Below are 11,531 nucleotides of genomic sequence, written 5' to 3'. Positions count from 1 at the left end.
ACAAAATCACGAATGTCGGATTGAATCACGATTTGCCAAAAATGAGGAGGTTTTTAGAGGCGTCCAAATGCCTACGACAAGGGTGGCGTTGCTCAAGCAGGCGGACATGTGGCCGCAACAGCGCTCGGCATAGCCAACCCCCTCAGAAAGGCCAAAGCCGCTGGCGAAGGCCTCGACCTCGCAAGCGATGTCGCTAAGGCGGAGCATCGCTTGAAGGAGGCCGAAGAGGCCGCGAGGACTGCAGCAAAAGAGGGCTCTAATGGAACGCGAGTTTCAAAGCCTCAATTGTTGCCCGATGAAGGCAAGGTTGGAACTTATGGAGACCTTATAGCGGCAGGAAAAAAGGGGGATGACATTACTCCTCACCACATTCCTTCGAGCAATAGAATGGCTAAAGAAGGGATCACGAAGAGAGATGGTGTCGCCATCAATATGGAGCAGCCTACACCTGGATCTGGCGGACGTCACCGGTCTACTTTTACATATGGGAACACAGCTGATATAGGAATGACACCTAGGGATGCGTTAGCAGCAGGGGTTAGGGACGCTAGAAGAATTTATCAGGCAGACGGGCTTTATACGCCCGAACTCAGAAGAAGCCTACAGGATTTGATCCAGATGAATAAATCAGAATATCCCACCATTTTTGAGAAGAAATGATGAATCAGGAATACAACAATGCTCTAGAGAACCTACGTGAGGAAACCGCTAATGGTGGTGCCCGGCCTATCGTCATCGACCAATATCTAGATTTTATTGTTAAATATGACAATAAAAATAGGACAATCGATCTGCTTCTACTTCTATCGGATGATGCGGAACATGACGAAGGCATGTTTTCCATAATACATACCGCAGAAATCGCCGATGACTACAATTACGTACTAGCCCTGCTGACCGTATTCCCTACGATTATGAATAAAGCGCCCCGGTGGACATCCATAGCGTTAATGCGGACCCTAAATAATGAGGCAACCAAGCACGAACTTGTGAATCAATTAAGGACCGCGCCAAAACCTATTAAAGATGCAGTTAACGATATGTGCGAGCGTATAAACAGTATCAGCCCACAATTTTTGTCCAAGACCATTCCCGTAACAATCGCTTCTAAAGCCTAAGCATTTGCGCCTCATTCTGTAAAAACAAATCAGTAATGAATCCTAACAATAAGCGTATCCAATCATCTTCTTTACGCAAGCCAATAGGCTGTCCTATGCCGGAATATGATATTAGCCTGCTGAAAGATATGTTGCCGAGTGAATTGATAGATATTTACATGAACTATGGGCGTAGCCTGTTCAGAGAAGGCTTGATCCAAACATGCCTCCCCTCGGACATGGCATCGATTTTAGCACTCATATTTGGAGAAGACCAACAGTTTAACCATAAGGAATGGCACGCATTTTCATATACAGCCTTTGGATGCATCTATGTTTGGTCAAATAAAATGGGAGTCGCAACAATAAATCTTATTGATGGAACGATAACCAGCCGTGGCGCAATTGGAAAAATTAAACCGGGCGCGCTCATCGAGAAGCAGGTGTACGTTCCATTTACTTTGAGCGACGAAGCCTTGGATATAAGCGATAAAGATGGAAGCGCCCTATTTAGGCGAGCGTTAAAGAAATGCGGTCCATTGGAAATTGGGGAGTGCTACGGTTTCGTGCCAGCGCTGGCCCTAGGCGGTGTAGCCGACATTGACCATGTCAAGCGAATGAATGCCGCAGCACATTTTTCGATTGTGGCGCAAACGATGAATTTTAATCTCATAGACGTGCAAGGCTACGGAAAATCGGTCATCGTAAGACCAATAGGCTAATCCTGCATCCAGTCGCTCCAGGACCGACCACCGCCAGCCGGTTTTGCGCCAGTCTCTCCCTTTTGGAAGGATCGCGCCGCTCTTGCCGGAACCTATGACGATGACTGGTTCAACACCCGCCATCCGCTGCTGCCGCATAACTTCGACTATTCCTTCTGGCAGGCAGCCCCGCGTGACCAGATTGCCGAGCCATGGCCTGAAGGCCATGAACCGTTTGAACTGACAAACCTTCTGCCGGGCTTTGAAAGCCTCAAAGGCTCCCTCCCCGGCCTTGCCCTTCAGGTGTCGACTGATCAGTGCATCATTCGCTATTGCAAACGATTGGCGGAGGCGGGCAGCGAACCGTCTTTCGGAAGCGGTGGCGACAGTTAATACAATGCCCTCGCCGAAACAATTAACGGTCTTTACGCGGTGTCCGGCGAGAGCTATCCGAGATGCTGAAAATCCAACTTATATAAAAACTAGGCGGCGTTATTGACTGCAGTGCGCATTTGTTGTGCGGTCGGTATCTCTCTGCCGATCTTGAAGCTGTCTATCTTCAGATTCAGCCTCTCTACCTGATAGCGGAGTCTGTGAATCTCGGCGGTGTTCTCCTCAACCATGGCTGCATTTGCCTGGGTGATCTGTGCAACGCCGTTCACCGCAGTGTTAATGCTTTCCAGACTGGATGACTGTTCACTTGTAGAGCGGGAGATCGCAGAAACGAGTTCATGTATGGACGCGATCTTTTCGTGAATCACGCCCAAAGCAGTGCCAGTTTCCTGAACGAGAGACACGCCTGTGTTCACCTGAGCCGAGCTTTCTGAGATCAAATCGTTGATTTCACGCGCCGCACTTGCACAGCGCATTGCAAGCTCGCGCACTTCCTGAGCCACGACTGCAAAGCCCTTGCCCGCTTCGCCTGCACGCGCTGCTTCAACACCGGCGTTAAGGGCAAGGAGGTTGGTCTGAAATGCGATCTCGTCAATCACGCCTACAATTGATCCGATTTTTTGCGACGATTTATTGATCTGGTCCATTGCGCTCACCGCCTTCGAGACAACCTCCGCCGAGCGATCTGCATAGATTGTTGCCTCTTCGACATAATCTGACGTTTTGCGCGCATTTTCCGCTGAGGAATGAACCATAGTTGTCAACTTGTTCATTGAGCGGGCACTATCTTCCAGCGCTGCCGCCTGTTTTTCGGTGCGCTGCGCGAGATCGTCTGCAGAAGAGGCCAGATTGAATGTGCCGGCCGTGATTTCATTCGTTGCAAGCCTGACATCGACCAAGGTCGCGCGCAGGGCCTCAATGGCCCGATTGAAGGTCTGCGCCATTCCCACGTAGTTTTCCGTCAGATCCTCCCGCATTGCCTCCTGCAAGTTGCCGTTTGCAATCTTCGCCAGCATTTCTGACAGGGCGTCCAATGCTTCGCGCTGTTCTGCTTCAATGCGTGCGCGCTCAGTGGCGCGGCGCGTCTGCATCTCTGCTTCCCTGGCTCTGCTTTGTTCCGCTTCTTCTTCCAAGCGTATGCGCGCCAGTGCATTGTCGCGGAAGACTATAACGGAACGGATCATTCGGCCAATTTCATCACGCCGTTCATGCCCCTCGATTGCCACATTCAGATTACCCATCGACAGACTGGTGGTGATCTCGGTGACGTTGTTGATGGGACGGCGCAAGGTTTCGATCAGCATGATGCCGCCAATCAGTGCCAGCAACGTGCCTGCAATCATAGCGATGAGAGACACATTTCCAGATTGCTCGCTGTCTTGCGTACCAATTTCTTGCGTGTTTCCAACGAAGCTTTCCAGGCTTTTGCTGGCGGTTGCAATGAGCTGCTGGGTGGCGGCGCTTTGTGTGTCCCAATCCGCTCCAGCAGAAATCAATGAAGCGGTGGCATCACGGATGCTATCAAGTGACGGTTTGCTTTTCTGCTGCAAGTTGCCCAATGCCGCGTATTTGGCGCCCACAGTCGCAAGTTTGGCTGCATTCGAGGCAAACATATCCAATTCGGAAATCACGGCGTTTCTCGAAGTCTCATCCAGACGACGGCGCAGATCTCCCACCTTGATGCGGCTCTCATCAAGCGCCTTGAATGTACTGTCTACGATGCCTGCGAGGCTATTCATCTCGTTGATTTCAGCGGCGATGCTCACATAACGATCAGCGGCCTTCTGCGAATTGCTCAAGGCTTTTGAGTTCAAGTTGGCCTCAATCCGTGCAAGCGCATCCTCAACGGCAGAGTAGGCAGCCGGTGTTACCTTTGCGCTGTCGACAACCATTGCCTCGATCGTAGCAATGTGAGGTTCGAGCGGAGAAAGCTGCTTCAGGCCATCAGGCGAGGCGATTTCCTTGGCAGCAAAATAATCCTTCTTCAATTGAGGGATGGCGAGAGCGAGGGCCTTGGCCAATTCTGACGCATCCATCTGCGCATTTGCCAACTTTGCGAGCTTCTCAAGGCGGGCCGAGACCTTTTGGAATGCCGAAGCGTCGAACATAAGCATTTTAACAAAATTCTGCTTCTGAGTGGCGGCATTCACGATGACATCAAGTTGGTCGCGTGCGGTCTTGCTCTGCCCCTGCAGGTCGTCCATTGCCTCTTCAATTTTCTTGTCCGCTTCCAAGCGAAGCGTTTCAGCCGCCCACATTTGCTTCAGCGAGTTACGAAGCAGGTCGGCAAGCTGCACGACCTGCGTTACTTGCTGCTGCTGATCCGGCGACGATAGCATTGCTTCAAGTTTGCGGATGCCAGCTTGCTGCTCATCAATGCGTTTGGATAAGAATTGATGCGACGCCTGATCACGCTCTTCGGTAAAGCTGAGCACTGCCGAACGCAAGTTTTGAAAATCGGAAAGATTTTCAATCGTCTGACGGGTAATGGTCATGTGGCTATTGAGCTTGTTTGCAGTCAAAAAGCCGATCAATCCTACCCCTGCAATGATGATAATCAATGGCGCAAGAAAAAACAAAAATTTTGTCACAATTCGGAAATTTTGTAGCAAACGCTCAACGCCCATACCGAGGAACTTTCCTAACGAAACAAAACTTTGTGCGATATTTATGCAAAGAGAGGTTAATATATATGTTATAATCGCTTGGCTCATGTTGCATTGCGGGGCTCACTATGGCGACGTGCCATTGACCTTTATACAATGAGAATGGAGTTAAAATTAGAACGAAGTCTTGATTTAGCGCGACGGGAAAGAGTGAAGAATAGTCTTCCATCAAACTTACGAGATTTGCTTTTAATTTCGGATGAGCAATGCGTGGCTATCAAGCCATTGGCCCTCCAACTTCACTGCCACGACTTCGTTGCTGAAGCAGCCGAGATTGTGCTGGTCGATGATCCCTGAATGGAACCTCCCGATCAAGCTACGGCCTTATACAGCCCAGCCATCACACAAAGGCTAGCCCCCACTCTTCTGGACAGCGAAACTGCTGAACGCTGGGTAACAGACGATGACACAGGCTATGTTCTGGCAACGCACCAACCAGCTTGTGGCGAAGGCTTCGTCACGACCGACAACTGGCTCGGTATGACACAGCATTGATTGGCAAAATCTCGTTTAGTTTGTGCACCGAGAACCGAACGTTCACTCGACGGCTCGCGGTGGCCGGGTGGTGCCGCGTGCGATGAGTTCGAAACCCATATTCACCACCGAACGCGTTTTCGTCTGCCCGCAAGCGTCTCTGATGACCAGATCCGCTGCGCGATAGCCCATTTCGAAAAGTGGAACGCGAATGGTTGTTAGCGGCGGTTGCGTAATGGCCGCGAACTGGAGATCATTATAACCACAAATCCCGAAATCTTCGGGAACCCGTTTGCCGATCCGCTGGGCTTCGAACAGCACACCGAGAGCCAGTTCATCAATCTGGCAAAGAACTGCGTCAAGATCCGGATGCTCCTGGAGTGCGGCATGAAGCAAGTGCACACCAGCTGGCGCGCTGATATTGTTCTCGCTGTAGATTAGCGACTCTTGGAAGAGTCCTGCCTTTTTCATCACCCGGGAATAGCCCAAGGAACGGCGTCGACCCCTCTCGTCTGACGTGCCACCAAAAAAGGCAATGCGGCGATAGCCACATTTGAGCAGATATTCGGTGGCCGTTGCAGCAGCCTCCGTATGATCAATGGAAACTGAAGCGCCAACGCTCTCCAGATTAACATCAACCACCTGCACCACAGGACAGGTTGCCTGTTTCAATAATTCTGCAACCTGCTCCAGCCCCTCCATTCCCGCCAGAATAATCCCAGCGGTATTTTGTGAGAGTAGCAGGCGGACTTGACGCTTCTCTTCCTCGACACAGTAATGCGTGTTTGCGTACTGGACACGGAAATCAGTATCGCGGACCCGCTCCTCAATTCCGCGCATGAAGCTGATAAATGCGGGATTGGTCATCGCGGATATCAGAACGCCAAAGGTAGAGTTGTGCTTGCTTGCCAGCGCTCTCGCGGCTTGATCCGGGACATAGCCCATCACCTCGATAAGTTCGAGGATCCTGCCCCGGAGTTCTGGCGATACTTTTCCAGGCTCCCGGAGTACGCGGGACACTGTAATCGGACTGACCCCAGCCTTCTTTGCAACATCGAACAGTGTCGTTCGATCTGATCGTCCGCGCCGCACCTCACACTCCTCACCTGGGCGTTTCACTTTTAAGGCAATCGCCCAAATTGCAGATACGCATTCACACCAATAAAAGGTGCATTACAAAATGCAATTTTAGATATCACGTTTCACAATATCAAGGTGGTCCCAGGACCGATTTAAGCGATCCTTAATTTATACAAACTCTGTGGCACCAATCGCCGATGATGCGTGGCAGAAATCGCACTGCGAAAAGTTTTTTTCGCATTCACACCATCTCCTCTCGCGACTTCTCGGGAAATTGTCTAGTTGCAGCGGTCAAGATGACAAGAGTCTCCGTCATCGTTCAGAATCCAGTTACGGCGACACAGGGCCGAGCAGCAAAATTAGGGTGAATTGAATGAACTATCGTTTGATTGCGGTGGCGGCTTTGGCAGGTCTGGCCTCAGGCTGCACCACTACCTCACCAGTCGCAACCAATCCGGTCGAAAGCTATTGGAAGGGCAAATCAGCAGGCTCATTTTTCGCGCGCTTTGCCCCTCCTTACAGCGATAGTGAAAATGGTTCGCAGACAGTCTATAACTGGCGCGGCGGCTTCAATCGCATCAAGACGAAAGAGGGCAGGTCGATCAGCGTCAGCTGCAGCGCGCAGATCACGGCAGATTCACAGTACCGCATTCAGTCCATTCGCATTGTTGCGGATCGTCCGGGCGCCAAGGGCCCGAGTTACTGCGCGGAACTCCTCGTGGGCGAATCCTGACGATGAACGCGTCCGCCCAACATCACCGCGGGCGCGTCCCTATTGCAGGTCCAAGCCTGCAACACCATAGACTTTGCATTCAAACCATACAGATCAGCAAAGCGAAAACGGCCATTAAAGCGGTTCATATTTCTCGTTAGAGAAACTGGAACCCGCCGCGTTTTCACAGCTTAGTTCCGTTGCGTTGCGCTTGTTAGGAGTGCTGGGCAGTTCCCACTGACAGACTAGCCATTAACCCAGGCCATGTCCTCGCGCGTCAACTCAATATCCCTCAGCTCCCTGTTCACCAGGAAGTGCTCATTCTCTTCTGCGGTGATCGCGAGCTCCACCTTCGCATTAAAGCGCTGACGGAATGCTTCGATGATCTCATCAACGATCACTTCAGGAGCCGACGCTCCTGCTGAGATGCCCAGAGTTCCGATTTGTCCGATATTCTGCCAGTCAATCTCAGCAGCACGTTGTACCAACATTGACTGCTTGGCACCCGCCCTGAGAGCCACCTCAACCAGCCGCTTGGAATTCGAGGAATTCGGCGCGCCCACGACAATGAAAAGGTCACAGCCCGGCGCTGCCTGCTTTACTGCTTCCTGCCGATTGGTCGTTGCGTAGCAGATACTATCCGCCGATGGCGCCGTAAGGTTCGGAAAGCGTTCCTGCAATTTTGCAATGACGCCTGCAGTATCATCAACCGAGAGTGTCGTCTGAGTGACATAGCCCAGATTATCGGGGTCAGTCGGTTGATAGCGCTCAACATCTTCGACTGTCTCAATCAGCGAGACAGTCCCCTCCGGCAATTGCCCCATGGTACCAATCACCTCTGGATGGCCCGCATGACCAATGAGGATAACGTGGCGCCCGAGGCGCTGGTGGCGCATAGCCTGCTTGTGAACTTTGGATACCAAGGGACAGGTGGCATCAAGATAAAAGAGGTTCCTCGACTGGGCATCGGCTGGAACTGATTTCGGCACTCCGTGCGCGGAGAACACCACTGGCTGTTGCCTATGCTCTTGTGGAATTTCGTCGAGCTCCTCAACGAAAATTGCACCCTTCGCTTCCAATCCCTCGACAACATATCTGTTGTGCACGATCTCATGGCGCACATAGACTGGTGCGCCATAGGCTTTAAGTGCCAGCACAACAATTTGTATCGCCCGATCAACGCCTGCGCAAAAACCGCGCGGCCCACATAGACGGATAGTCAGTTGAGGTCGGTCAATAGGAGAAGTCATATTTTTAGCCAGCAAAGTCCTGTGAGCAGAAGACCAATGGCAGCTGGTAGAGCCTGAATGTACAGTATCTTCCGCCCCACTGTTAGCCCTCCATATAGGCCAGCAACCAGAACACAGCCAGTAAAAAACAATTTGAGCTCTACCGCGACGATAGGGTTGGGGTGGAGAAGCGCCCAAATCAGCCCTGCGGCGAGAAAGCCATTATATAATCCTTGGTTCCCCGCCATTACCCGTGTCAGCTCTGCCCGTTCCGCCGACATTCCGAAAGCTTTACGACCAGCCTGCTTTGTCCATAAAAACATTTCTAGGATAAGAATATAGACATGCAGAATGGCAAGCAACAAAGTTAATGTATCTGCTGCAATACACATCGAATTACTCCAATAACTTACGCTAAAAAGTGACACATTTCATGGACGTTTCTGTTGGCGAATTGAATAGGCAATGACTATGGCAATCAAGGTGAGCGCAAGACCGTACCAAGTGAGCGCGTATTGCAAATGATTATTGGGAAACTCGAACTGGGTGACACCCGATTTAGGCCAACCGCCTGGTACCTGAACCGCCTTGTCGGCATCTACGAAAAGGGGAAGAACCTGCTCCGGTTTCAGACCGCTGGACGAAACCATGCCGTTCCAGTCTTTCCAATAGAAAATATTCTTTTTCTCATCGTTATCCGGCACTAACCAAGAAGGCTTCCGATCCAAAATCTGACGGACATACCCCGTCAGTTCCACTTCACCCTCAACCTGTCCCTGTGCACGGGTGTCAGCCTCTTTCATGTCATAGGGCACAAAGCCCCGATTGATGAAAATATACTTCTCATCCGATAATATGAGTGGCGTGTATATGTAGAAGCCAGTGCTTCCCTCAAGCGTGGCGAAGAAGTGACGCTCTCGTTTATGATCGAAGCGACCTTGCAATCTTACATGCAGATATTCTTCGTTCCGCACTTCAGCCACCGTGTGCTCAGCCAGCGGAGTTGGATCCGCATCTCGCCTCGCTTCGATCTGTGCGAGCAAATCTTCTTTCCAGTGAAGTCGCCCCACCTGCCACGTACCAAGGGTTACCAGAACGGCCAGCAGAATAGATATCATGATGAGGCTTACGACAGCTTTTCGTCGTGACATCGGTTCAATGTCAATCACGATCGAGCTGCCCCTCATGTGCACTGTGTCTGTATTGCAGTGAAATGAGGAGCCCTTTGAGAAGTCTCAGACCAGCAAGGCATACAATAACAGCGACGGGCGCTGTGACGATAAAATGCACCCAGAATACAGGACGGAAGGTAAACTCGAGCCAAAGCGCAAAGCCAACCACCAGGAAACCGAGGATCAACATCACGAAAACTGCTGGCCCGTCACCTGCATCAGCGAACTGCAAGTCTAGACCACAGGAGCTGCATTCAGATTTAACCTTCAGGAAGCCTTCAAAGAGCTTTCCGTTGCCACATCGCGGGCATAGCCCAGCCAAGCCTGAACGCCAGGGATCCTGTGGCGGAAATTGCGCTTCATCCTGCACCCTCTATCTCCTGACGTAGGATTAGCACGTAATCCGGCAGGGTCCAGTCATCCCACCCTGCCGTCTTGCCTCATCAGCTCAGTGCGCTAAAGGCGCGCCCCAGCCCCCCCAGATGTAAATCGTGAAGAAAAGGAAGAGCCACACAACGTCAACGAAGTGCCAGTACCAGGCTGCAGCCTCGAAGCCGAAATGCTTCTGTGGCGTAAAGCTTCCGTTCATTGCCCGAATGAGGCAAACGAGCAAGAAGATCGTACCAATGAGCACGTGGAAACCGTGGAAGCCGGTCGCCATGAAGAAGGTTGCCCCATAAATTGAATTCTTGAATGCAAACGGAGCATAAGCATATTCGTACGCCTGAACGAAGGAGAAGAAGACACCAAGAGCAACGGTTAGCGCCAAACCGTTGATCAGACCTTTGCGGTCGTTATGCAGTACCGCATGATGCGCCCAGGTCACGCAGGTACCCGATAGCAATAGAATGATTGTGTTGTAGAGAGGGAGATGCCAGGGATCGAGGACTTCAATGCCCTTCGGCGGCCACTGGCCACCTGTCGCCGTCACACGGCTGGCCTGAATAGCTTCGTTGGCAAAGAGGCTCGCGTCAAAAAAGGCCCAGAACCACGCAACGAAGAACATAACCTCCGATGCAATAAACATGATCATGCCGTAGCGCAGATGGAGCGACACGACCCGAGTGTGATGGCCCTCGCGCCCTTCCTTGATCGTATCTGCCCACCAACCGATCATGGTATAGATAACAATCGCCAAACCGATAAAGAAGAGCCACGGGGTGGCAAGGTTCAAGCCAAAGATCTTGAACTCGCTGCCATGCAAATAGCGCATATAGCCCACACCGCCAAAGGTGATGACGAAGGCACCGATGGATGCCAGAAGCGGCCACGGGCTCGGGTCTATGATGTGGTAATCGTGTTTTTTCTGATGCGTTTCAGCCATTTCAATAGTCCCCGATCTCTCTCCTCAAGCCCTCGCCGCTGGCGTGGAACCCACTCTCACAGTTTCTTCGCCTCGTCTGCCCCATTCTCCTTCAAGCCGGCAACCGGCTTGGCCCCCTGGCTCGGATAGAATGTGTAGGACAAGGTGATAGTGCGAATATTCTTTGTTTCTTCGGCCCTCGTTATTTCCGGATCAACAAAGAAAACAACAGGCATATTCATGCTTTCACCCGGCTTCAACTTGGTCTCGGTAAAACAGAAGCACTGTACCTTGTTAAAGTAGGCTCCGGCCTCCATCGGCGTGACATTGAAAACCGCGGTTCCGGTCGTCTCATAAGGAGAACGATTGGTTGCCTTGAACTCGACCTGTGTGGTCTCGCCGATCTTCAATTCCACGAATTTCTTTTCCGGTTCGAAGGTCCAGTTCAGCCCCGACGATACATTTGCATCGAAGGTGACTTTTACCTTCTGATCCAGGATAGTCTCCGAATACTGCTCAACGCGCTGGGTCGTCCCATTATAGCCGGTCACCTGGCAAAAAAGCCCATAGAGCGGGACCGAAGCATAGGCTGCGCCAACCATTCCTGACACAAAGACCAGACAGCCCACCAGAATGGAGCTATTGCTGACCCGCCTTCTTGCACCTGGAGCACTTGCGTCCAGTTTGCTCATTGGTTCCCCTCC

At 51.6% G+C, this 11,531-nt stretch carries 13 protein-coding genes; 5 read left to right on the top strand and 8 right to left on the bottom strand.

All coding sequences use genetic code 11. The features are described from left to right. Positions 1 to 108: 108 nt before the first annotated feature. Genes ACFSE1_RS09340 through ACFSE1_RS09325 form a run of 4 tightly spaced genes read left to right on the top strand, consistent with a single transcriptional unit; the run spans position 109 to position 2,191 of the window. On the top strand, positions 109 to 660 hold the full coding sequence (locus ACFSE1_RS09340) for a hypothetical protein (protein WP_377399754.1): 552 nt from the start codon (positions 109 to 111) through the stop codon (positions 658 to 660). After that, positions 657 to 1,118: an Imm30 family immunity protein gene (locus tag ACFSE1_RS09335; protein WP_377399751.1), complete on the top strand. Its 462-nt coding sequence runs from the start codon at positions 657 to 659 to the stop codon at positions 1,116 to 1,118. The genes ACFSE1_RS09340 and ACFSE1_RS09335 overlap by 4 nt, the downstream gene beginning before the upstream one ends. A gap of 35 nt (positions 1,119 to 1,153) precedes the next feature. Further along, on the top strand, positions 1,154 to 1,819 hold the full coding sequence (locus ACFSE1_RS09330) for a T6SS immunity protein Tdi1 domain-containing protein (RefSeq protein WP_377399748.1): 666 nt from the start codon (positions 1,154 to 1,156) through the stop codon (positions 1,817 to 1,819). Between the two features lie 6 nt (positions 1,820 to 1,825). Further along, complete coding sequence (locus ACFSE1_RS09325) at positions 1,826 to 2,191, top strand: DUF2169 domain-containing protein (RefSeq protein ID WP_377399805.1); 366 nt, start codon at positions 1,826 to 1,828, stop codon at positions 2,189 to 2,191. Positions 2,192 to 2,280: 89 nt separating this feature from the next. Here ACFSE1_RS09325 and ACFSE1_RS09320 read toward each other — a convergent pair whose 3' ends face one another. Both ACFSE1_RS09320 and ACFSE1_RS09315 read right to left on the bottom strand, forming a co-directional pair. Next, a complete protein-coding gene (locus ACFSE1_RS09320; RefSeq protein ID WP_377399745.1) occupies positions 2,281 to 4,905 on the bottom strand; it encodes a HAMP domain-containing methyl-accepting chemotaxis protein in 2,625 nt (874 codons plus the stop codon). Between the two features lie 489 nt (positions 4,906 to 5,394). After that, the gene (locus ACFSE1_RS09315; RefSeq protein WP_377399742.1) at positions 5,395 to 6,423 is read right to left on the bottom strand and encodes a LacI family DNA-binding transcriptional regulator; all 1,029 of its coding nucleotides are present in this window, start codon (positions 6,421 to 6,423) and stop codon (positions 5,395 to 5,397) included. A 361-nt stretch (positions 6,424 to 6,784) separates the two neighbouring features. Here ACFSE1_RS09315 and ACFSE1_RS09310 point away from each other — a divergent pair, with 361 nt between their 5' ends. Beyond that, the gene (locus tag ACFSE1_RS09310) at positions 6,785 to 7,144 is read left to right on the top strand and encodes a hypothetical protein (protein WP_377399739.1); all 360 of its coding nucleotides are present in this window, start codon (positions 6,785 to 6,787) and stop codon (positions 7,142 to 7,144) included. Positions 7,145 to 7,368: 224 nt separating this feature from the next. Here the strand turns inward: ACFSE1_RS09310 and ispH are convergent, their stop codons facing one another. The 6 genes from ispH to ACFSE1_RS09280 all read right to left on the bottom strand — a co-directional run bounded on the left by ispH (position 7,369) and on the right by ACFSE1_RS09280 (position 11,519). Continuing rightward, a complete protein-coding gene (ispH, locus tag ACFSE1_RS09305; RefSeq protein ID WP_377399735.1) occupies positions 7,369 to 8,373 on the bottom strand; it encodes a 4-hydroxy-3-methylbut-2-enyl diphosphate reductase in 1,005 nt (334 codons plus the stop codon). Next, positions 8,370 to 8,744 carry a DUF1304 domain-containing protein gene (locus ACFSE1_RS09300; RefSeq protein ID WP_377399732.1) on the bottom strand — a complete coding sequence of 125 codons (375 nt, stop codon included), beginning with the start codon at positions 8,742 to 8,744 and terminating at the stop codon, positions 8,370 to 8,372. Before ACFSE1_RS09300 ends, ispH begins: the two co-directional genes overlap by 4 nt. Before the next feature lie 39 nt (positions 8,745 to 8,783). After that, a complete protein-coding gene (locus tag ACFSE1_RS09295) occupies positions 8,784 to 9,539 on the bottom strand; it encodes an SURF1 family protein (protein WP_377399729.1) in 756 nt (251 codons plus the stop codon). Beyond that, on the bottom strand, positions 9,514 to 9,894 hold the full coding sequence (locus ACFSE1_RS09290; RefSeq protein ID WP_377399726.1) for a DUF983 domain-containing protein: 381 nt from the start codon (positions 9,892 to 9,894) through the stop codon (positions 9,514 to 9,516). The genes ACFSE1_RS09295 and ACFSE1_RS09290 overlap by 26 nt, the downstream gene beginning before the upstream one ends. Positions 9,895 to 9,972: 78 nt before the next feature. Then, positions 9,973 to 10,848 (bottom strand): cytochrome c oxidase subunit 3, encoded by an 876-nt coding sequence (locus tag ACFSE1_RS09285; RefSeq protein ID WP_377399723.1) that lies wholly within the window; start codon positions 10,846 to 10,848, stop codon positions 9,973 to 9,975. A 56-nt stretch (positions 10,849 to 10,904) separates the two neighbouring features. Next, positions 10,905 to 11,519 (bottom strand): cytochrome c oxidase assembly protein, encoded by a 615-nt coding sequence (locus ACFSE1_RS09280; RefSeq protein ID WP_377399720.1) that lies wholly within the window; start codon positions 11,517 to 11,519, stop codon positions 10,905 to 10,907. Between the last annotated feature and the right edge of the window lie 12 nt (positions 11,520 to 11,531).

This window comes from Affinirhizobium helianthi, assembly GCF_042680945.1.
Taxonomy (GTDB): Bacteria; Pseudomonadota; Alphaproteobacteria; order Rhizobiales; family Rhizobiaceae; genus Neorhizobium; species Neorhizobium helianthi.
Note: the sequence above shows the minus strand (reverse complement) of the source record. Positions and strands in the feature narration are given on the sequence as shown.